The 21398-nt window shown below is 73.1% G+C and carries 16 protein-coding genes and 1 pseudogene; 1 reads left to right on the top strand and 16 read right to left on the bottom strand.

Annotated features, from left to right (window positions below; genetic code table 11):
* Window positions 1–9: 9 nt before the first annotated feature.
* The 14 genes and pseudogenes from L3078_RS05525 to L3078_RS05460 form a co-directional block, all read right to left on the bottom strand.
* A complete protein-coding gene (locus L3078_RS05525; RefSeq protein WP_239751348.1) occupies window positions 10–552 on the bottom strand; it encodes a hypothetical protein in 543 nt (180 codons plus the stop codon).
* A 64-nt stretch (window positions 553–616) separates the two neighbouring features.
* Window positions 617–2245 carry an ABC transporter ATP-binding protein gene (locus tag L3078_RS05520; protein WP_239751346.1) on the bottom strand — a complete coding sequence of 543 codons (1629 nt, stop codon included), beginning with the start codon at window positions 2243–2245 and terminating at the stop codon, window positions 617–619.
* Entirely contained in the window at window positions 2242–3114 is an 873-nt protein-coding gene (locus L3078_RS05515; RefSeq protein ID WP_420864042.1) for an ABC transporter permease, read from the bottom strand. The genes L3078_RS05520 and L3078_RS05515 overlap by 4 nt, the downstream gene beginning before the upstream one ends.
* Window positions 3111–4103: an ABC transporter permease gene (locus L3078_RS05510; RefSeq protein WP_239760221.1), complete on the bottom strand. Its 993-nt coding sequence runs from the start codon at window positions 4101–4103 to the stop codon at window positions 3111–3113. The genes L3078_RS05515 and L3078_RS05510 overlap by 4 nt, the downstream gene beginning before the upstream one ends.
* 38 nt (window positions 4104–4141) lie before the next feature.
* Complete coding sequence (locus L3078_RS05505) at window positions 4142–5728, bottom strand: ABC transporter substrate-binding protein (protein ID WP_239751344.1); 1587 nt, start codon at window positions 5726–5728, stop codon at window positions 4142–4144.
* A gap of 39 nt (window positions 5729–5767) precedes the next feature.
* The gene (locus tag L3078_RS05500) at window positions 5768–6562 is read right to left on the bottom strand and encodes a class I SAM-dependent DNA methyltransferase (RefSeq protein WP_239751342.1); all 795 of its coding nucleotides are present in this window, start codon (window positions 6560–6562) and stop codon (window positions 5768–5770) included.
* Entirely contained in the window at window positions 6559–7830 is a 1272-nt protein-coding gene (locus L3078_RS05495; protein ID WP_239751339.1) for an MFS transporter, read from the bottom strand. The genes L3078_RS05500 and L3078_RS05495 overlap by 4 nt, the downstream gene beginning before the upstream one ends.
* Window positions 7814–8899: a mandelate racemase/muconate lactonizing enzyme family protein gene (locus L3078_RS05490; RefSeq protein WP_239751337.1), complete on the bottom strand. Its 1086-nt coding sequence runs from the start codon at window positions 8897–8899 to the stop codon at window positions 7814–7816. The genes L3078_RS05495 and L3078_RS05490 overlap by 17 nt, the downstream gene beginning before the upstream one ends.
* A complete protein-coding gene (locus tag L3078_RS05485; protein WP_239751335.1) occupies window positions 8896–9984 on the bottom strand; it encodes a PLP-dependent cysteine synthase family protein in 1089 nt (362 codons plus the stop codon). Before L3078_RS05485 ends, L3078_RS05490 begins: the two co-directional genes overlap by 4 nt.
* Window positions 9981–10832, bottom strand: a complete 852-nt coding sequence (locus L3078_RS05480; RefSeq protein ID WP_239751334.1) for a Rossmann-like domain-containing protein — start codon at window positions 10830–10832, stop codon at window positions 9981–9983. Before L3078_RS05480 ends, L3078_RS05485 begins: the two co-directional genes overlap by 4 nt.
* On the bottom strand, window positions 10829–12085 hold the full coding sequence (locus tag L3078_RS05475) for an ATP-grasp domain-containing protein (protein ID WP_239751332.1): 1257 nt from the start codon (window positions 12083–12085) through the stop codon (window positions 10829–10831). Before L3078_RS05475 ends, L3078_RS05480 begins: the two co-directional genes overlap by 4 nt.
* A gap of 171 nt (window positions 12086–12256) precedes the next feature.
* Window positions 12257–13573, bottom strand: a complete 1317-nt coding sequence (locus L3078_RS05470) for a vWA domain-containing protein (protein WP_239751330.1) — start codon at window positions 13571–13573, stop codon at window positions 12257–12259.
* Window positions 13570–14823: an AAA family ATPase gene (locus tag L3078_RS05465; protein ID WP_239751327.1), complete on the bottom strand. Its 1254-nt coding sequence runs from the start codon at window positions 14821–14823 to the stop codon at window positions 13570–13572. Before L3078_RS05465 ends, L3078_RS05470 begins: the two co-directional genes overlap by 4 nt.
* Window positions 14824–14981: 158 nt before the next feature.
* A pseudogene (locus tag L3078_RS05460) lies at window positions 14982–16420 on the bottom strand (hypothetical protein).
* Between the two features lie 346 nt (window positions 16421–16766).
* Between L3078_RS05460 and L3078_RS05455 the strand changes: the two are divergent.
* On the top strand, window positions 16767–18254 hold the full coding sequence (locus tag L3078_RS05455; protein ID WP_239760220.1) for an MFS transporter: 1488 nt from the start codon (window positions 16767–16769) through the stop codon (window positions 18252–18254).
* 39 nt (window positions 18255–18293) lie between these two features.
* Here L3078_RS05455 and L3078_RS05450 read toward each other — a convergent pair whose 3' ends face one another.
* Window positions 18294–19895, bottom strand: coding sequence for a cellulase family glycosylhydrolase (locus L3078_RS05450; protein WP_239760219.1), 1602 nt, complete (start codon window positions 19893–19895; stop codon window positions 18294–18296).
* Between the two features lie 214 nt (window positions 19896–20109).
* On the bottom strand, window positions 20110–21219 hold the full coding sequence (locus L3078_RS05445; protein ID WP_239760218.1) for a GDSL-type esterase/lipase family protein: 1110 nt from the start codon (window positions 21217–21219) through the stop codon (window positions 20110–20112).
* Window positions 21220–21398 lie beyond the last annotated feature (179 nt).

The raw sequence follows: 21398 nt of genomic DNA, 5'->3' as shown, positions 1-21398 counted from the left end.
GAGGCCGGCTCAGGCGCGGGGGAAGAACTCCAGCACCGCCGCGCCGCCGTCGAGGGACTTCACCCGGAAGCCGAGGCCGTTGAGGCCGCCGGTGCCGCCCTCGCCGACCGAGGAGCTGAGGTGCGTACCGGCTCCCGAGGACCGGAGGACGACGGTGTCGTCGGTGATCTTCGTGACGCGGAGATCACCGACGCCGAAACGGCTGTCGACCTCGATGGACAGCGGCTCGGACACGGTGAGTTCGCACCGGCCGTCGAAGCAAGCCTTGGTGCCGGTGCCGGTGCCGGTGCCGGTGCCTGTGCCTGTGCTTGTGGCGGGGCCTGCGGCCGTGCCTCGACGACCGTCGTCGTCGCTCTTGTCGGCGGCTTCGGGCTCGGCCTCGGCGGCCGTGGTGGATGTCGGGGTCGTCGTCGGCCGCTGCCGCGTCTTCGCCGGCGGCCTGTCCCCGCCGCCGGAGCCGTCGTGCCGAACGCCGTCGCCGCCGCAGCCGGTGAGCGCCCATGCCAGGGTCGCCGCCACCAGGACGCCGAACCGGCCCCTCCCCGTGCCCATACGCCCACCTTTCAACTCGTACGCCCGTACGCCCTGTTGGCGCCTCGTTACGGAACGCGTCCCTTTATACGCGGTCCGTGGCGACGAGCGAAGCCGTGAAGGGGTGCTCTGGTGTGGTGAGGAGTTGACGGGCGGGGCCCTGTTCGACGATCTCCCCCGCGTCCATGACGGCGATGCGATGGGCGACGGAGGCGGTGTCCAGGTCGTGGGTGATCAGGACCAGCGCCGGTGCGGCGGGAGCCGTTCCGGTGTCCGGGCCGGCGTCGAGCAGGCCCGTGAGGACGTCGAGGATGCCGCGTCGGCTGACCGTGTCGAGGCCCGAGGTGATCTCGTCGCAGATCAGGACGCGGGGGTGGGCGAGGAGCGCGCGGGCCAGGGCGGCGCGCTGGAGTTCGCCGCCGGAAAGCCGGCCGGGGCGACGGTGGGCGAGTTCCGGGAGGAGGCCCAGACGGCCCAGGGTAGCCAGCGCCTCGGTCTCGGCTGTCCCGGCGTCGACTCCGCGCAGCCGGACCGCCGTGCGGGCGACCTGCCGCAGGACCGGGCGGTGCTCGTCGAACGCGGCACGGGCGTCCTGGAAGACGTACTGCACGGCCGCCAACTGCCCCCGTGCGCGGTGGCGCAGGCTGCGGGGCAGGGGAGTGCCGTCGAGGAGGACCTCGCCGTCGTGGTCGCGGTGGAGTCCGGCGAGGCAGCGGGCCAGCGTGGTCTTGCCGCTGCCCGAACGGCCGACGACGGCCAGCAACTGCCCCGCCTGCAAGTCGAGTTCGGGCGCCCGCACGGTCACTGCGGCACTCCGTGAGCCGTCGCGGTGGCGGGCGACGAGGCCCCGTACGCGCAGCACCGGTCGGTCGCCGCGCGCGGCCGCTGTTCCGTCGGGCTCGTCCGTGGTGCCTCGGTCGGTGAACGACGCCTGGGCGCTCAGGAGTTGGCGCGTCCATGCATGCCGGGGCGCCGACCACACCTGCTGTGTGGGTCCGGATTCCACGACACGTCCCGCTCGCATGACATGGACCTCGTCGGCGAGCGAGCGGACGACGTCGAGGTCGTGGCTGAGCAGGACGACCGCGATGCCGCGCGCGGCGATCGTCGCCAGCTGTTCGACGACGAGGCTCTTGGTCAGCGCGTCCTGGCCGGTGGTGGGCTCGTCGGCGACGACGACCTCGGCGCCGAGCAGGAGGGCCTGGGCGAGGACGACGCGTTGCTGCTGACCGCCGGAGAGCTGGTGCGGGTGGCGGCGCAACAGGGCCTCGGCGTCCGGGAGTCGGGCGTCGGCGAGAGCGCGGAGCACCTGTGCCCGCGCGGCCGCCCGGCGCCGGCCGCGCGGCAGATGACGTACGCGTGGGCGGGCGATGTCGGTCAGGAGGGCGCCGATCCGACGGGCCGGGTTGAGGACGGAGGCCGGATGCTGGGGCACGTATCCGACGAGGCCGCCGACTCCGCCGCGCCCTTCGGCCGCCGAGCGGACCGCGCCGGTGACGCGTGCGCCCACCGGGAACTCCCCGAGCAGCGCCAGCCCGGTGGTCGTCTTCCCGCTGCCCGAGGCACCCACCAGCGCGGTGACCCTGCCGGGCAGCACCCGCAGACTCACCCCGTCCACGATCGCCCGTCCGCCCACCTCGACCTGGAGGTCCGTGAGTTCGGCCAGGGGGGCGGCCGGTGCGGTCGTGCCGCTCCCGTCGTCGTACCGCGTCACGAACGTCGTTCCTTCCGTACCTGTCGCCCGGCGGGCTTCTCCAGCGCCGCGTCGAAAAGGAGATTCGTGCCCGTGGTGAGGGCGACGATCAGCAGGGCGGGGACGACCACCGCCCACGGCTGCACGAACAGGCCCGTGCGGTTGCGGTCGACCATCACCGCCCAGTCGGCGGCGTCCGGGGTCACCCCGACGCCGAGGAAGGCGGCCGTGGCGACCAGGTAGAGCACCCCGGTCAGCCGGGTGCCGGCGTCGGCGCCCAGGGTGCGCAAAATCGTCCGGCCGACGTAGCCGACGGCCGTGCGCCACCAGCTCTCGCCCTGGAGACGCAGCGCCTCGACGACCGGCCGGGCCGCGGCCTCCGTGGCGGCGGCGCGGACGAGGCGGGCCGCGTCGGGCACGTTGATCAGCGCGACGAGCAGGGCGAGGCCGACGGCTCCCGGCGTGAGCACCGACGCGACCAGCAGGATCAGCAGCAGTGACGGGACGGCGATCAGCACGTCCAGCGGTCGCATCAGCAGTTCCTCCAGCCAGCGCCGGTGCGTCAGCGCGGCGACGAGACCGACCGGCAGGGCGATGAGATAGGCCAGAACTCCGGCGCCGAGCGCGGTCAGCACGACCGGCCGACCACCGTGCAGCACCTGCTGCCACACGTCCCGGCCCACGAAGTCCGTGCCGAGCCAGTGCCCGTCGCCGAGCGTGAAGGAAGCGGCCCGTGCGGTCGGCTCGCCCGCGAGCACCGGTCCCAGCAGGGCGAGGAGGAGGGGGACGGCGATGACCGTGAGGCCGAGCGCGAAACGGCCCGTGGCCCGGCGCCGGGTGCGCGCGGCGGCGCCCGCGGCGGGCGTGTCGACGTCGGTGCCCGTGGTCACGCCGCCACCCCCGCCCGGGGTGCCAGCCGGCGGGCGACCACGTCCGCGCCCAGGTTGAGCACGACGGTCAGGACGCCGAAGACCACGGCGAGGCCCTGGACGACGGGGACATCGCGCTCGGCCACGGCGTTGAGGAGGACGGTGCCGAGTCCGGGGATCACGTAGAGGGCCTCCACGACGATGACGCCGCACAGCAACCAGTCGATGGTGCGGGCGAGTTGCTGGGCGGCCGGGGCGAGGGCGTTCGGGAGGGCGTGGGTGTAGAGGACGCGGGCGCCGGACACGCCGTACCGGCGGGCGTGGGCGACGTACGGGGAGGCGAGGGCGTCGACCATGCCGGCCCGGACCAGCCGGACGAGGGAGCAGACGGGCCGGGACAGCAGGACGAGGACGGGCAGGACGAGGGCGGTCGGGTGGGCGAGGAGGTCGGTGCCGTAGCCGACGGCGGTCGGCGGCAGCCAGCCCAGTCGCAGCGCGAACACGGTCACCAGAAGCACCCCGAGGGCGAACTCGGGAACCGCGTACACGGCGAGCGTCAGTGAGCTGACCAGGCGGTCGACCGGCCCGCCCTCGTGGCGGGCGGCCAGCACCCCGAGCCCGAAGCCGATCGGGACGAGCAGTGCCACCGTGAGCGAAGCGAGCAGCAGCGTCGGCCCGAAACCGTCGGCGATGTACTGGGCGACCGGGCGGCCGGAGGTCAGCGAGGTGCCGAAGTCACCGTGCAGCAGACCCGTCGCCCAGTCGGCCAGTCGTTCGTGCACCGGCCGGTCGAGGTGCATCGCCTCGCGGATGGCGGCGATGCGCGCCGGATCGGGCTGATCCCCGGCCAGCGCGACCGCGGCGTCGCCCGGCAGCGCCTCCGTGAGCGCGAACACCAGCAGCACGACGGCGGCGGTCTGCGCGACACCGAGGAACAGCCGCCGGACGACGAACGACGTGCCACGATCCGTCGTCCGGCGGCCGGGGCGCCGTGGTGGCCGGTCGCGCAGTTCCCCGCGCCCCTTCGGGGCGCGGGTGAACCCTGGGGTCACGCCAGCCACACCTTGTCGAAGCGGGCCCAGTCGAGCGTGTTGGCGGGGGCCTTGGTCTCCACTCCCTTCACCGTCTTGGCCGTGCCGAGGATCCAGTCGGCGAACCCCCAGATCAGGAAGCCGCCCTCGGTGTACAGCCGGCGCTGCATCCGCTCGTAGACGGCCGCCCGCTGTGTCTTGTCCCGCGTCGACTGGGCCTGCTGGTACAGGGCGTCGAAGTCCTTGTGGTGCCACTTGGTGGCGTTGGTGGTGGAGTCGGTGAGCAGCCGCTGCGAGATGTGGGCCTCGATGGGCATGGCGCCGGACCGGTAGCAGGCGAGGGTGCCGGAGTCGAGGATGTCGCTCCAGTACGAGTCCTTGCTGCCCATCCGCACGTCGACGGTGACGCCCGCCTTGGCGGCCTGGTCCTTGAAGATGCTGGCGGCCTCGGTGAACCCGGCGGCCACGGCGGAGGTGTCCAGGGTGACCTTCAGCTTCTCCGCGCCGGCCTGCTTCAGCAGGGCCCGGGCCCGGTCGAGGTCCTGCTCGCGCTGCGGGAGGTCGGCGGCGTAGTACTCGTAGCCCTTGCCGAACAGGTCGTTGCCGACGACGCCCGCGCCGGACAGGGCGCCGTCGACGAGTTCCTGCCGGTCGGCGATCAGGAAGAACGCCTCCCGGACCCGCTTGTCGTCGAAGGGCGGCCGGTCGGTCTTCATGCAGAACCCCTGCATGGCGCTGCCCCGCAGCCGGACGATCTGGATCTGTCCCTTGTCCTCATGGGCGCGGGCGGTGGTGGGGTTGAGCTCGTGGGCGTACTCGACCTGGCCGCCCAGCAGCGCGTTGACCCGGGCCGACTCCTCGTTGGCGACGACGAACTCGAGCTCGTCGAGATGCGGCGCGCCCTCCCAGTAGGCGTCGAAGCGGCGGAAGACGGCCGTGCGACCGGGGGAGAAGGAGACGAAGCGGAAGGGGCCGGAGCCGATCGGCTTCTTGTCGAAGTCGCCGGCGTTCTTCCCCGCGTCCTTCGGCACGATGTACGCGCCGAACGCGGCCAGCACGTTGGGGAATTCGGCGGTCGGCCGCTTCAGCACGAACTCGACGGACCGCTCACCGATGGCCCGGCTCGCGTCGAGGTCGATGGGCTCCAGGGACGCCTTCGCGCGGAACGCCTTCTCGGGGTCGGCGATCCGGCGGTAGCTGTAGAGGACGTCCTCGGCGGTGACCGGCCTGCCGTCGTGGAAGGTGGCCTCGCGCAGGGTGACCTGCCAGCGGTCCAGGGTCTTGTTCGACTCCCACTTGGTGGCGAGGCGCGGTTGGGCGGACAGATCGGCCCCGTAGTCGGCGAGCTTGTCGTACAGGGCCTTGGCCCGGGCGACGTCGGCGAACAGATTGGCCAGGTGCGGATCGAGGGTCTCGCTGGCGCCGCCGCCCGCGAACGCGGCCCGCAGCCGCCCGCCCCGCTTGGGGGTGCCGCTGTCGCCGCTCGCTTCGGAGTCGGTGCCGTCCGCGCCGCACGCGGTCAGGGCGAGCGCGCCGAGGGTGGCGGCGCCCGCGGCGGTGAGGAAGCCGCGTCGGCGCAGGCCGGGGAGACGTTCGTCGTGCATGAGGGTTCCTTGGGTGTCGAGAGGGAGGAAGGGCAGGGATCAGTGGGTGGGGGAGGCGAGGCGCGCGACGACGTGCAGGCGGTCCGCGTCCGCCGTACCGCCCGGCAACCGGCCCTCCCGCCACGGCGGTTCGGTGCGAGGGCCCGGCCCGTCGTGCAGTTCGAGCACCTCGAAACCGTGCGCGGTCAGGAGGTGGCGCAGCTCCTGCGGGAACAACAGCCGCCAGGCGGACCGCTGTTCGACGGGGGCCGCGCCGTCGTCGGAGGTCCAGACGCGGGTACGGCGCAGCAGTTGGGCGGTGCGGTCGACGGTGAGGGTGGTGGTGGACCGGTAGGCGGTGCCCTGCCAGGTGAAGGCGTGGACGGTCGGGGTGTCGAGCAGGTCGGTACGGCCCAGGAAGTAGGCGCCGTTGCGCATCTCGGCGACCAGCAGCCCGCCGGGTGCCAGTGCCCGGCGGCAGGAGGAGAGGAAGCCGTCGAGCTGGGCGTTGGTGTGGCAGTACAGCGGGGAGCTGTCCAGGCAGACCACCGCGTCGAAGGCCGCCCGGCCGAGGTCGAAGCCGTGCAGATCGGCCCGCACGTACGCCGGGCCGGGATGCCGGGCGCGGGCGTGGGCGAGCATCGCCTCGGAGAGGTCGGCGCCGGTCACCGTACGGCCGACGGTGTGCAGGTGGGCGGCATCGCGTCCGGTGCCGCAGCCCAGGTCCAGGACCCGTGGTCCGGCCCCGTGGCGCCGCAGACAGTCCTCGGCCCAGCGCCCGGCCAGCCGTTCGGGGTCGGGGAAGCGGGCCTCGTACAGCTCCGGGTTGTCGGTGAGGAGGTTGGCGTGCGTCATGCGCTGCTCTTCTCGGCGGCCTCGGCGGCTGTGGCGGGGACGGCGGCTTCGGGGTTCGCGGGCAGCGCCCCCAGTCGGCGCAGCCAGCCGATGCCGGCCGCCGACATCAGGCCGAACACGGCGCAGCACACCCACGGCAGCCACGTGTGGCCGCCGCCCTCCCCGGCGTCCATGGCCCACCCGACGACGGTGTTGCCGACGGCGGCCGCGACACCGGAGACGACGTAGAAGATCCCGAAGTACGTGCCGGTCAGCTCCGGGCGGCCGAAGCGGGGGATCAGCTCCATCACGAACGGCGAGGCCACCATGAGGCCCAGGTAGAGGAGCAGTGCGCCGAGGAGGACGGGTACGGCGGCGGTCCACCCGGAGACGCCGAGCCCGGCCCCGACCGCCGGCGGCAGGAACGCCAGACCGGTCACGGCGAGCCCCACACCGATCCAACGCGTCCTGTCACCACGCGACTTGAGTGCCTTGGTGATGCGCAGCTGCAGCGCGAGGTTGGCGAGTGTCCCGACGAGGAAGACGAGACCGGCGGCCCCGTCCCAGCCGGTGGCCTCCCGGGCCCCGGCCGGCAGCAACAGGTACAGCTGGTTCTCCAGGGTGAACATGCCGACCATGGCGAGCGCGAAGGCCAGGAACGCCCGGTTGCCCAGCACCTCCCGCCAGTCCCCGAGGACACCGCCGCCGCTCGGCTCGACCTGCCGCGCGGGCAGGACGAGTGCCTGGGCGACGGTCAGCACGGCGAAGATCCCGGCAGCCGTGAGGGCGGACGTACGGAAGTCCACCAGCAGCAGGGCGCTGCCCAGCAGTGGCCCGATGAGGGCACCGGTCGTGGCGAAGACGTTGAACAGCGCGAACGCCTCCGCCTTGCGCTCCCCGGCCTCCTGCGCCAGATACGCCCGCACCGCCGGGTTGAACAGCGCCCCGGCGAGCCCGCTGAGCACCGACGCGGCGAGCAGCACCGCCAGCCCGTCGCCGAGGGCGAACAGCCCGAACCCGACGGTCCGCAGGGCGCATCCGGCGATGATGACGCCCCGCGCGCCGAGCCGGTCCGAGGCGGAGCCGCCGATGATGAACAGGCCCTGCTGACTGAGGTTGCGGACACCCAGGACGATGCCGACCACGGCCGCCGACATGCCCAGGTTCTCGGTGAGGTGCGTGGCGAGGTAGGGGATCAGCAGGTAGAACCCGATGTTGACGCCGAGTTGGTTGATCAGCAGCAGGCGGACCGCGAACGGGAAGCGGCGTATCTCATGCCACGTCTGCACGGTGGGCCTCCTCCGTCTCGTGGGCCGCGCGGAGCCGAACTCCGAGGCCGGGTGCGTCCGTTGTGCGTACGACGCCGTCGGTGCCGCCGATGCCGGTCCACGGGTCGTCGGCGAGCAGGAGATGCCCGTCGAGGTCGACCCAGCGGGCGCGGTCCACGAGGTGGACGGCCGGGGCCAGCCCGAGGCTGCTGGCGGTGAGGCAGCCGAGCATCAGCTCGGTCCCGCTGCCCTCGATCAGCTCGGCGATCCGCAGCGCCGCGTGGACACCGCCGCACTTGGCGAGCTTGACGTTGACCCCGTGCACCCGTCCGGCCAGCCGCTGGACGTCCGCCAGCCCCACGGCGTCCTCGTCGGCGACGATCGGCAGCGGGGAGCGCTCGGCCAGGGCGGCGAGCGTCTCCGGGTCGCCCGGGGCGACGGGCTGTTCGACGGCCTCCACGCCCAAGTCCGCGAAGCGCGGCAGCAAGGCGTCCGCCTGGGCCGGTGTCCAGGCGCCGTTCGGGTCGAGGAGGAGCCGGATCCGGGGTGCGGCCTCGCGGACGGCCCGTACGCGGGCGATGTCGCTCTCGGGGTCGGGTGCCCCGGCCTTGACCTTGACGACCTCGAAGCCGCTCGCGGCGAGGCGGCCCGCCTCGGCCGCGGCACGCGCGGGCGGGGTGATGCCGATGGTCCGGGCGGTCGCGGCCGCCGGCGCGCCGGGCGCGCCCAGCAGTCGGTGCACCGGGGTTCCGGCCCGCTTGCCGACGAGATCGAGGAGCGCGGCGTCGACGGCGGCGGTCACGGCCGGGGGAGCGTCGGGAGAACCGGCCGGTCCGCCGCCGCGCAGGGCCTCCAGGGCGCTCTCCGGATCGGGGAACCGCCGTAGCTCGGCGGCGGCGTCCGTGAGGAGCCGGCCCAGGGTGTCGGTGTCGAGGCCGTAGTAGACGCTGGTGACGGCCTCACCGTGGCCCTGGACCCCGTCGTCGTCCCGCACGGTGAGCCAGACCGCGTCACGCGCGGACATGGTGGAGCGGGAGATGCGCAACGGTTCGGCGAGTTCGAGGCGTACGGTGCGCAGGCTTGCCTTCACAGTCTCTCTTCCGAAGGGGGGACGTCGAGCGGGTCGGCGACCCTGCCGCAGCGCACCCAGCCGACGGCCTCGGCCGCGCGGGGATGGGGGATCTCCACGGGGCGCGCGGCGGCGGAGGCCGGGTCGAGGCCGTGGGCGGCGGCGAAGTCGTCGTCGAAGACGCTGCCGAGGTAGCGGTGCGGGCCGTCCGGGAAGACGGTGGCGACGACGGCACCCGGGTGGACGCGGGCCGCCCAGGCGGCGACGAGCGCGACCGCGCCGGTGCTCCAGCCGCCGCTGACGAAGCTGCCGCGGGCGAGGCGACGACAGCTGTCGACGGCCTCCGCCGGGCCGACCCAGTGCACCTCGTCGAAGGCGTCGTAGGCGACGTTGCGCGGATGGATGCTGCTGCCGAGGCCGCGCATCAGTCTCGGCCGGGCCGGCTGACCGAAGATCGTCGAGCCGGTGGAGTCGACGCCGATGAGGCGCAGCGCGGGCCAGTGCCGGCGCAGCGGGCCGATGATGCCCGCGCTGTGGCCGCCGGTGCCGACACTGCACACCAGGATGTCCAAGTGATCGAGCTGTACGGCGAGTTCGGCGGCGAGCGAGGCGTATCCGGCGGTGTTGTCGGGGTTGTTGTACTGGTCGGGCCAGTACGCCCCCGGTAGGACGGCGAGCAGTTCCCGCAGCCGGGCGAGGCGTGCCGCCTGCCAGCCGCCCCGTGCCGCCGGGCGGTCCACCAGCTCCAGCCGTACCCCGTGCGAACGCAGCAACTGTCGCATGGACGGCTCCAGTTCGCTGTCGCCGACCAGCACGACCGGGTGGCCGAGGGCCTGCCCGGCGAAGGCGAGCCCGATGCCCAGCGTGCCGGACGTGGACTCCACCACCGGTGCGCCGGGCCGCAGTTCACCGCGCTCCCGGGCGCCCAGCAACATCGACACGGCCGCCCGTGCCTTCATCCCGCCGGCCGCGAGCCCTTCCAGCTTGGCCCAGAACCCCGGCTGCGGGCCGGGCAGATCGGCGGTGATGCGCGCCAGCGGTGTCCGTCCGACGAGGGACAGCAGCTCCGGCCGGGCGACGGTGCGCAGGACGGTCGAGGAGGTCACCGGCCGTCCCCCGATCCCGGGCTCTGCGCGCGGTAGCGGTGCAGCGTGCCAGCGCCCGCGTCCAGCCAGAAGAAGGGGTACGGCTCCGCGCACACCGCGCTCACCCCGTGCCCGAGGAACCGGGGCAGCACCGCGCTGCCCGTCTGCGCGAACATCACCAACTGCTTGCCGTACGACAGGGCGTGTCGCCGCAGCGGCTCGAAGGAACCGTTGCTCAGTGTCATCCCGGAGACCAGCAGCGCGTCACAGCGCTCTGCCGCGTCGAGCGCGTCGGTGACGACCTCCTCGCCCCACTCGGTGACCCCGCCCTTGAGATCGCAGGGCACATAGCGCAGTCCGCGTGAACGCAGCGCCTCCAGAAGGGAGTTGACGACCCCGACCACGAGCACGGTCGCGCCCGACGGCAGGTCGAGCAGCTCGACGACGGCCCGCGCCCGCGCCTGAGACTTCTCCAGCGACGTACCGGCCGGGAGGGGGAACGGCCGTGCCCCGTTCTCGGGGGTGTGCGGGCCGACGTGCATCAGATAGGCGTCCAGCGCGGCCACCCGCACCGGCGGCAGCGGATGCTCCAGGAGCCGGGCGACATCGGCGCCGACACAGTCGTCGATCGCCGCGTCCGGCAGGGCACCGGGCTCGACCGCGCAGGACCCCACGGCACCGGCGAGACGCAGACTGAGCACCTCGTTGCGGTAGCCGGTGCCCCGCCCGTCGTGGCGCACGGCCTGCCGGGTCACGAACGCCACCGCGATGCGCAGCGTTGCGGGGTCCGGCCCGAGCCGGCCGGCCCGGGCCCGCTCCAGCAGGTCTTCGTAGGTGACCGTCCCGGCCACCGGCGCGACGGCGCTCACCGGATCACCAGCCCGGCGCTCAACTCGCCCAACAGCGCCTCGACCCGCTCGCGCGCGCCCAGCCCGCCGGGGTCGCCCATCATGACGTGGCCGAGGTACTCGTTGTTGCTGCCGGCCGACTTGACCTGCCGACCCGGCTCGGCGAGCTGCACCTCCAGCACGTTCTCGGCGTCGGCGAGGTCACCGCCGTCCAGCGACGCGAGGGTCCCCGAGGTCTCCGGCACGAGGAACCCGACGGCCGCGCTGCGCAGGCCGGTCTCCCGCCGGCGCAGATCGGGTGCGCGGCCGAGGGCGACGTCCACGGCGGCCGCGGCGAGGTCGATGGCGGTGACGTGGCGGACCAGTTCGGTGATGCGGTTCCCGGCGGGCCGGGGGTTCACCTCGACCACACGCGGACCGGCCGGGGTCAGTTTGATCTCGGTGTGGGCGACGACGCCGTCGGTCAGCCCGAGCGCCTTGAGCGCGCTCAGCGCGGTCTGTTCGGCCGCCTCGGTGTCGGCGCCCGTCAGCGCCGCGGGGAACATGTGCCCGGTCTCGATGAACGCGGGCGCCCCGCCGATGCTCTTGTCGGTCACCCCCACGACGTGCACCGCTCCCGCGTGGGACACGGTCTCGACGCTCACCTCGGGTCCGGTCAGCAGCTCTTCGAGGAGGACGGCGGGCACCCGGCGCTGCCCGCGCGCGTTCAGCGGGAAGTCGCCCAACGCCCTTACGGCGGCGGCGAGTTCGCTTTCGTCGTCCACCCTCCGCACATACATGCCCGCGCACAGGTCGACGGGTTTGACAACCAGGGGGTAGCCGATCTCCCGTGCCGCGCGGGCGATGTCGGCCCACTCCTCGTGCAGGGCGAAGCGGGGGCCGGGCACGCCGGCGTCGGCGAGGACGCGGCGGGTGGCGTCCTTGCGGCAGGCGTCCGCGACGGCCTGCGGACCGGGCCCGGGGAGTCCGAGGTGCCCGGCGATCCGGGCCACGGTCGGCAGGTAGTAGTCGCAGGACGAGATCACCCCGTCGAAGCCGAACACCGAGTGCAGGCGCTCGGTCTCCGGCAGCAGGGTGTCGAGGTCGTTGGTGTCGGCCGTGACCACGTTCCGCGCGCCCAGCAGCGGATGGGACGTGCCCTCGGGGGCCGAGCGCAGGTAGTGGTGCAGGTCGCGGGTGAGGAACGTGAACTCGTGACCGCCCTCCCGGATGGCCCGTGGGAGCAGCCTGCTCATCGATCCGACCCAGCTCTCGACCACCAACAGATGAGCCACAGCTCCCCTTTTCGTGCGGTGCGTTCAGGCGTCAGGGCAGCCCGACGACACCTCGACAAGGAGGTGCCCGGCTTGACATGTGCACCTTATCGATAATCGTTTTCATTGTCATGGGGGCATTGTGAAGATGGTCGCGAGCGGATGACGAGGCGGCGGCGACGCGTGTCCGGCCTAACCGATGTGGACCACGCGGGCCCAGTCGGGCGGGGAGTCCGGTACGTAGTCGGGGTCGTCCTCGTCCCATGTGGTGTGGTCGTGGTGCCGGGGGAACAGGCCGACCACCGTCCGGCACGGCGGCCGGGAGCTGGGCCAGGGGGTCTGGCCGTCGGTCAGGACCACGACGACATCGGGCCGGGGGTGGCCGCGGAGCGCCCTGGCGAACCCCGCGCGCAGGTCCGTTCCGCCGCCGCCCAGCAGCGGGATGCCCTCCGCCCGGCACAGCGGGTGCGCGATCCGGGCCGCCGCGTCGCACGGGACGACGGTGACCAGGTCACGGCGCCCACCCACGGCCCGGGAGATCGCGGCGACCTCCAGCAACGCGCTGCCCAGTTCCGCGTCACTGACCGACCCCGAGGTGTCGATGATCACGGAGACATGGGGCGGGCGCCGCCGCAGGCTCGGCAGCACCGCGCCCGGCACACCGGCGGAGCGCCGCGACGGCCGGCCGTAGCTGTAGTCCTCACCGGCGCCCGGCGCGGAAGCCGCCGACCGGACCGCCGCACCCAGCAACGCCCGCCACGGCTGCGGCGGATGGAACGCCTCCTCCGCCCAGCGCTTCCAGCCCTCGGGCGCGGACCCCGGACGGCCCTTGATGCCCTGGGCCACCCGGAACCGCACCGCGTCCCGCTCCTGCTCGCTCAGGGCGTGCGCCCCGTCCGGACCCAGCTCCCACCCCCGCTCCAGGCCGTCGGCACCGCTGCCGCAGTCCAGCCACGCCAACTCCCTGGTGCGGGGCCCGAGCCGGAACTCCCACAGGTACTCCTCCATCAGCTGTCCCGCGGGCAGCTTCAGGGACGACGGCAGCACGGCCCCCGAGGGCGTGACCAGCCCGTCGCCGAACGCGTCGTCGTTGATCTCGCAGTCGGCGGCGATGTTCATCCGCAGCCGGTCCCCGGGGCCGGTCAGGTCCCGTTCCTTCGCGACCCGGTCGCTGCGCCCGTGATGGTCCCGCAGCAGATGCGACACCTCGTGCACCCACACCGAGGCCAGCTCCTCCACCGGAGTACGGTCCACGAAGTCCGGCGAGACGTAGCACCGCCAGTACCGGTCCACGCCCATGGTGGGCACCTGCCGGGTCTCGACGGTGTGCAGCGCGAACAGCGCCGACGCCAGATACGGCCGGGCCCGCGCCGCCTGGAGCCGGGCGGTGAAGAGCTTGTCGAGGTCGAGAGCGCCCTCGGGGTTCCGGGGCGGAGTCCCCCGGCCGGTGCCGGTGCCGGTGCCGCTGCCGGTGCCCGTGTCGGTGCCGTGCTCGGTGTCCGTGCTCATCGGCGGGCCTTCGTCGCCGTCTTCGCGCGGGCCGCCGCCTCGTCCGCCCGTCGGGAGAGCAGGACGACTCCGGCGAGGTTCTCGATCTCCGTCGGCACGTCCCAGTCGTCGCGGCGCAGCGAGGCCAGGGTGGTGGCGGGGACGACCACCAGATCCGGCGCCCCCGTCTCCAGCGCCCGGACCAGCACCGCCCAGGCCGCCTCCCAGCGGGCCTTGTCCGGCCGCGACCGGACCGCCGCCACCACCCCGTCCAGCACCGCCTGGCGCAGATCACCGCGCTGAGGCAGTTCCTCCGCCATGGGGTCGGCGAGCAGCACCTCGGGATCGGGCAGGTCCAGCCGGTCCAGGGCGGCCAGCAGCTCCAGCCCAGGACCGTCGCCCACGGTGCCCCTGACCAGCAGGGACAGCACGTCGCGCGAGACACCGGCGGCGGTCGCGAAGGCGATCAGACGCAGCGTCATCTCCCAGCTGCGCGGCGACGGCCACGGACCACCACGTCGGCTCTCGCTGTTGGGCAGCTGATGCACGAGCTTGGGCCGGGCCGCCAGCAGCGTGCACACCGCGCGCCGGGCGAAGTCCACCGCCTCCGCCAGCCGCTCCGGTGCCAGCAGCGGCAGAGTTGCCCGGGGCCACGTCCCCCCGAGCCCCCGTACGACGACCTCGTGGTCGTGCGTCCACTGGAGGTGCACGAACCGGTTGGCCAGCGGTGGGCTCAGCTCCCAGCCGTCGGCCGCCGAGGACCTGGGGTTGGCGGCGGCCACGATCCGTACGTCGGGCGGCAGTTGGAGCGCGCCGATCCTGCGCTCCAGCACCAGCCGCAGCAGGGCCGCCTGGACGGCGGGCGGCGCCGTCGACAGCTCGTCCAGGAACAGCAGCCCCCGGCCGGCCCGTACCAGCCGCACCGCCCAGTCCGGCGGAGCCATCGGGACACCCTGCTCGGCCGGGTCGTCCCCCACGATCGGCAGGCCCGAGAAGTCGGACGGCTCGTGCACGCTGGCGATCACGGTCGTCAGCGGAAGATCCAGGGAGGCCGCGAGCTGGGTCAGCGCCGCGGTCTTGCCGATCCCCGGCTCTCCCCACAGCAGTACGGGCAGATCCGCGGCGACGGCCAGGGTGAGCGCCTCCAGCTGGATGTCGGGGCGCGGTTCGGTGGTCGTGGACCGCAGCATGGTCAACAGGTCTGCGGCTACGTCCAGTTGGGAGATCGGTTCGGCGTCGGCGGGCAGGGCGAAAGGAGTGCGTGTGGGCATGTGTGATCACCTTGGGGTGTAGGAGGCGGAAGTCGAACGCGCGCGGTCGGTGGCGCGCCCGGTGTGGAGCAGAACAGGGCGTGCGGTCAGAACAGGACGTGCGGTCAGAACAGGACGTGCGGTCAGAACAGGACGTGCGGTCAGAAGAGGTCGTGGGGTCAGAAGAACGTCGCCATGCGGGGGCGGCGTTGACGGGACGGGCGGCGGCCGATGTTGGAGCGGACGCGGCCGGGCAGGGGTTCGGCGAGACCGGCCCGGTACAGGCCGTAGGCGATCCGTCGGCGTGCGGCGGACTCCAACTCGTCCCGCAGAGGGCCGTCGCGCAGGATCGCCTCGGGGCCCAGAAGCCCTTCGACGACCGCCAGCGCACCGTCGACGTCCCCGTGGTCCAGGCGCTCGCGCACACCGGACAGACAGTCCGGGCGACGATGCGCCTCGTCGATGACCCGCAGACAGGGGAGCGGGGTGCCGGTCAGCGCCACCAGCAGTTCCTCGCGCCGGAGTTCGGCCGGGTCGTGGTCGAGGGCCACCAGCACTCCGTCGACCAGACCGATCCGATGGCGCTCCCCTCGGCACTCCACGATCCGCGGCTGCCCCGCCCGGTCCGGTGCCTCGGCCGCGGCCCACGGCACGTGATCCGGTACGAGCGCCGACGCGACCAGCGGATGCAACCGCCCGGGGTCGATCGCGCCGGCACGGATCAGCTCCAGGTCGGGCAGGACCCAGGTCGCGGCGTCCGGCAGCACCGGCAGCGCGCCCAGGGCACCGTCGTCGCCGTGCACGGCCGTGATGCCCGGCGCGGCCTGCCGGGTGCCGTCGTCCGCGTCCGGCGCGGTGTCGTCGGCTGGGCCCCCGCCCGCCACGGCGTCCGGGCCCAGGTCCAGCAGGAGCCGCCGTCGGGCGCCGCACCGTACGAGAACGGATCCGGTGGACCGCCCTTCGGCGCGCAGCACGATCGCCGCCTCCTCCGCCCACCGGTCGACGGCACAACCGTGCTCCGCCGCCCACGCCCACAACTCGTCCGAAGCCGCTGACGGAGGCAGCGGTCCGCTCCCGCACGGGCCCGCAGTTCAGGGGCCCTGCGCGCGTCCCAGAGATGGCGGTGCAGATCGAACCGGTAACGACGGCTGGGCCGTGGATGCGGATGACCACGGGCGTCGGGCCCGGACCGGGAGCCCTCCCACAGGGCGAGCCCGATCCGCTGACCGGCGTCCGCCCAGGCCGGGGGAGTGCGGGCCACCAGATGGACGGGGCCCGGCCCGACCCCCTCCGCCGCCCCGTACGTGGCCAGGGTGAGGGTCAGGCCCGGTCGCAGCAGCCCGTCGGGGGCGATCCGCGGCATGTGCCAGCGCAGCAGATCGGGCGCCAAGTGCCGTAGGTCCGCCCGGACTCGGGACGCGAGCGCCGAGCCGTGACGGCCGGCCAGGGAACGCAGGTCGAAGTCGAGGTCGACGGCTGCGGCGGCGCACGCTCCGGCCCAGTCGCCGACGGCACGGCGGGCGGTCGCCGTCTCGATCATGGAGGGGGGCACGGCGAACTCGCGCACGCGCAACCAGAAGGAAAGCCGGGGATCCCCGTTCGCGACGTCGGTGAGCATCAGCACTCACCTTGCGCGGACGGGACCCCCATTCTGCTGAGGGAATGAGTAGTCATCGCGGGGATCGTAACGCCGCCCCGCTCCCGTGCACACCCGTTTTTCGACCAGGCGCACCCGCGCACCCCCGGGCCTCGGTCGGGCCACCGTCCGCGCCTGCTCCGCCAAGTGGTGCGGGACCGGGGGGCGGCGTACGGTCGAACAGTGAACGCGGCGGTGGACGCGACCGTCCGCCGCACCCTGCCTCGGTGACCCATCACCTTGCCTTTGCGAACACGTCATGAGCGACTCGCGACCCACCTCCCCAGCGCCGACCACCACCTCGGAATCAGGTGGTGGCGGCAGCGCGATGGCGCTGTTCGTCATCGCCTCGTGTCAGTTGATGGTGGTGCTGGACATCACCATCGTGAACATCGCGCTCCCGGACATCCAGCGGTCGCTGGACTTCTCCACGACGAGCCTGGCGTGGGTGGTCAACGCCTACACGCTCACCTTCGGCGGCCTGTTGCTGCTCGGCGGACGAGCCGGCGACATCCTCGGCCGGCGGCGGGTGTTCATCTTCGGTGTGCTGCTGTTCGTGCTGGCCTCCCTGCTCGGCGGTCTCGCCCAGAACGAGGCCCAACTCCTCGCCGCCCGCGCCCTCCAGGGCGTCGGCGGCGCCATCGCGTCCCCGACCTCGCTGGCGCTGATCAGTACGACGTTCCGTGAAGGCCCCGAACGCAACCGGGCGTTCGGGGTGTTCGCGGCCGTCTCGGCGGGCGGCGGCGCGATCGGGCTGCTCGCGGGCGGCATCCTCGTGGAGTGGCTGAACTGGCGGTGGGTGCTGTTCGTCAACGTGCCCATCGGACTGCTGATCGCGCTCGCGACGCCCCGCTGGATCAAGGAGTCCGAACGCCACCCCGGCCACTTCGACATCACCGGCGCCCTGACCTCGACCCTGGGCATGGTGCTCCTGGTGTACGGCTTCATCCGGGCCGCGCAGGAGGGCTGGCGGGACGGGCTGACGCTGGCGTCGTTCGCCGGCGCCGTCGTGCTGCTCGTGGTGTTCGTGCTGGTGGAACGGCGGTCCCGGCAACCGATCACCCCGCTGCACATGTTCGCCGACCGCAATCGCGCCGGCACCTACGGGATCATGCTGTGCCTGGCCGCCGCGATCTTCGGCATGTTCTTCTTCCTGACGCTCTTCACTCAGAACGTCCTCGACTTCAGCCCGCTGGCCACGGGCTTCGCGTTCCTGCCGGTCAGCGCCGTCATCGCGGTCGGTGCCGGACTGACCTCGCGGTTCCTGCCGGTGTACGGGCCCAAGCCGTTCATGGTGGTGGGCGCGATCCTCGCGGCGGCGGGCCTGGGCTGGCTGACCCTGACCGACGTCCACTCCACCTACGCCGGCAGCGTGCTCGGCCCGATGCTCGTCTTCAGCCTGGGCATGGGCATGGAGTTCGTGGCGCTGACCCTGATGGCGCTCTCCGACGTCACCCCCGCGGAGACCGGCGCCGCCTCCGGGCTCCTCAACGCCACCCAGCAGGTCGGCGGTTCCCTGGGTCTCTCCATCCTCGTGACGATGTACGGCACGGCCAGCGCCAACGAGGAGGAGAATCAACGCTCGGACTTCGAGTCCAGGGCAACCCCGGCCGAGCAACTGGAGTTCGAGCGGACCGGGCAGCTGCCGCCGCCCTGGTCCGACGAGGTGCTCACCGCAGGGGTCTCGGCCGCCTTCGTCATGGCCGCCATCTTCACCGTGATCGCGGCCCTGATCGCCGTCCTCGCCATCCAGGTCCGGCCCTCCGACCTGGAGCGGCTCAAGGGCGGGGCGGGCCCCGGCGTGCCACCCGGCTGAGGCGCGGCACACCGGCGCGATGCGCGCAGCCCGTGCGTGTCAACTCACTGTGCAGGCAACCCCGTTGAGTGTGAACGCGGTCGGTGCCGGGTTGGAGGAACCGCGGGTCGCCGTGAAACCGAGGGTCACCGAGCCCGCCGCCGGGATGTTCGCGGTGTACGAGGCCGCCGTGACCGTCACGTCCGCGCCGGCCTGGGTCGCCGTACCGCCCCACAGGTGGGAGACGCGCTGACCGCCGGCGAAGGCCCAGCGGAGGGTCCAGCCGTTGATCGCCGAGGCGCCGGTGTTGCGGAGGACGAGTTCGCCCTGGAAACCGCCGGACCACTCGCCAGTCACCCGGTAGCCGACGGCGCAGGCCGCCGTGGAACCGCCGGAGGCCGTCGTGACGGTCACCGTGCCCGAGCGCGGCGAGCGGTTGCCGGCCGCGTCACGGGCGTAGACGGCGAAGGTGTACGCGGTCGCGGGAGTCAGGCCGGTGAGCGTGGTGGAGGTGCCCGTCGTGGTCGTCGCGGCGGACTCGGCCGTGCCGTTGACGCGGACCACGTCGTAACCGGTGACACCGGTCGCGTCGGTGGCGGCGGCCCAGGTCAGGGTCGCGGAGGTGGAGGTCACCCCGGAGGCGGTCGGGGTGCCGGGCGCGGTCGGGGGAGTGGTGTCGCCGCCGGAGGCCGAGTAGATCGCGGCCTCCTTCGACGTGGCGGCGATGCCGTTCGCGCCGTTGAAGAGGCGCCGGCCCCAGGCGGTCAGCTGGTTCGGGTCGAAGCCCGTGACCATGTCCAGGTACTCGACGCCACCGCCGTTGCCGCTCCAGGACCAGCCGAGGTAGCCGAGGCCGAGGCGCTGCGCGGTGGCGAGGATGGCGTCCTCGTCCGGATTGCCGTCGGAGTGGTCGTGCCCGAACTCGCCGATCACGAGCGGGAGTTTCGCGGCGACGAACCGGTTGAGGTAGTCACTCACCTCGGCTGCCGTGTCGAAGACGCCGTACATGTGGATGGAGAAGACCGTGTTGGCGTCCGGGTCGGCGGCGAAGACCGACGCCGCGTTGTCGCGCATCGTGAACGCCCAGTCCTGGCCCCAGTTGGGGGCGTCGACCATGAGGGTGTGGCGGAATCCGGCGGCGCGCAGCTTCTGGATCGCCGCCTTGGTGTCGGCCGTCCAGCCCGCGTAGTTGTTGTTGCCGTACGGCTCGTTGCCGATGTTGACGATGACGTGATCCTCCTGGCCGGTGAGCGCGCTCTGCACCCCGATCCAGTAGTCGGCGGCCCGCGCGAGCGTGACCGCCCCGCTCTGCTCGCCGTAGCCCGTGGTGTCGTGCACCTCCAGGACACAGATGAGCCGGTTGCGCTTGCACTGCGCCACGACGTTCGCCACGTCGGCGGTGTCGTTGCGGGCCCAGCGGTCACCGCTGGCGAGCACCACGCGCACCGTGTTCGCGCCCTTGGCCTTGATGTGGGCCAGCGCGCCGATCTGGTTCGGGTACCAGGTGTGGGCGTGGTTGACGCCCCGCATCACGAAGTCGTTCCCCGACCGCTCCAGCAGCCGACCGTTCTCGACCCGGAATCCGGCGGGGGCCGCCGAGGCCGTCTGTGCCGTCTGCGCCGCCTGCGCCGGAGCGCCCAGGACGAACAGGGGGAGCAGCATGCCGAGCAGGGCCGAGGCGAGCGCGACGGCGCGTGCGGGGCGGGCGGTGCGTGCCGTGCGCCCGGCGCGTACGGGGCGTGCGGGAGATGGGCGGGCCGGTGTGCGCGTACGGGATCTCATGGCGGCTCCAGGAGAGGGTGACGGGGTGACGGGAAGAGAGGAGGGGGCGAGCGGGGAGTCCTGCGGGATGGGGCCGAGCGGGCCGCGTCGTCGCCTACGAAGCCGTTCGTGCCGTGCAGCCGACCGTCGCCGACGGCGTCCCGGCCGTCGAGGACGTCGTCGCGACGAACCCGAACGTGGTGCTCGCGCCCGGCGCGAGCGTGCCGTTCCACGCGGCGTCGGTCACCGTGGTCGTGCCGTCGGCCGCCGTGGTCGAGGTCCCGTTCCAGACCTGGGTGAGCCGGGCCCCGGCGGCCGGTGCGACGGTCACGGTCCACCCCGACACGGTCGCCGCGGACGTGTTGGTCACGGTCACCTCGCCCTGGTAGCCGCCCTGCCAGACGTTGGTGGCCCGGAAGACCGCGGAGCAGGTGGGCCGACCGCCACCCGGGTCGCCGGGGCCGCCCGGGTCCCCGGGATCACCCGGCACCCCCGCGTCCAGCACCGCGTCCAGCGCCGGGAACCAGCGGGCGGCGATCTTCTCGTCGCCGGCCGCGTTGGGATGCACGCCGTCGTAGGTGTCGGTCGCCGTGTTGAACCCCGTCCACTGGTCCACCACGGTCACGGGTGAGTCGGCGGTGCTCGTGGCGCGCGCCCACTCGGGGACCCGCGCGTTGAAGTCGACGACGCGCTGCGCGCAGCCCGTGCAACTGGCGGGGTTCATGGGGATGAGCTGCGCGACGAGGATCCGCATGCGCGGATGGGACGCCCGCATCTGCCCGACCAGCGTGGTGTACGCGGCGAGGATGCGGTCGGGGGAGATGCTGCTCCACACGTCGTTCGTGCCGAAGTGCATGACAACGATGTCCGGACGGGTGGCGGCCAGTCGGCCCGGCAGCAGGTTCTGGTCGGCGACCTGGGTCACCAACTCGCCGCCGTGGCCCTCGTTGTCGCCGTCGTGGGCGACCCCGCAGCCCTGCGGGCCGAGCGTGCCGACGAAGTCGATGTCCGTGTGGCCGGCGCTCTGCAGGCGGTTCCAGAGCGCGGCCCGCCAGCAGCCGGGCGAGCCGGTGATCGAGTCGCCGAGCGGCATGACGCGTACGGGAGCGGCGGCCGTCCCGGCCGCGGAGGCGACCGGCGTGAAAGCCGGTCCGAAGAGGAGCAGAGCGGCCAGCAGGCCGAGAAGCGGCAGATGCCGTGAGGGGGAGTGGCGGGTGCTGCGCATGGTGGTCCCTTCCCTGGTGAGATGGGAGCGCTCCCAGTTGAACATGCCATTGTTGTCATTCACACGTCAAGACAAGCGGCACGCCCTACTGTTCGTTCATGAATGAAAACTCATTCCATGTGCATGGATATTGACGCGCCCCCGGCGACCGCCCTAGCTTCCGAGTCGGAAAGCGCTTT

This window comes from Streptomyces deccanensis (assembly GCF_022385335.1).
In the GTDB taxonomy this organism is placed as follows: domain Bacteria; phylum Actinomycetota; class Actinomycetes; order Streptomycetales; family Streptomycetaceae; genus Streptomyces; species Streptomyces deccanensis.
The sequence above is the reverse complement of the archived record's forward strand: the minus strand, read 5'-3'. Positions and strand labels throughout refer to the sequence as shown.

Bases quoted from the DNA above. Each gene is read 5' to 3' on its own strand.
- L3078_RS05525 (WP_239751348.1), bottom strand. From the start codon at position 552: ATGGGCACGGGGAGGGGCCGGTTCGGCGTCCTGGTGGCGGCGACCCTG.
- L3078_RS05505 (WP_239751344.1), bottom strand. From the start codon at position 5,728: ATGCACGACGAACGTCTCCCCGGCCTGCGCCGACGCGGCTTCCTCACC.
- L3078_RS05500 (WP_239751342.1), bottom strand. From the start codon at position 6,562: ATGACGCACGCCAACCTCCTCACCGACAACCCGGAGCTGTACGAGGCC.
- L3078_RS05470 (WP_239751330.1), bottom strand. From the start codon at position 13,573: ATGAGCACGGACACCGAGCACGGCACCGACACGGGCACCGGCAGCGGC.
- L3078_RS05465 (WP_239751327.1), bottom strand. From the start codon at position 14,823: ATGCCCACACGCACTCCTTTCGCCCTGCCCGCCGACGCCGAACCGATC.
- L3078_RS05455 (WP_239760220.1), top strand. From the start codon at position 16,767: ATGGCGCTGTTCGTCATCGCCTCGTGTCAGTTGATGGTGGTGCTGGAC.
- L3078_RS05450 (WP_239760219.1), bottom strand. From the start codon at position 19,895: ATGCTGCTCCCCCTGTTCGTCCTGGGCGCTCCGGCGCAGGCGGCGCAG.
- L3078_RS05445 (WP_239760218.1), bottom strand. From the start codon at position 21,219: ATGCGCAGCACCCGCCACTCCCCCTCACGGCATCTGCCGCTTCTCGGC.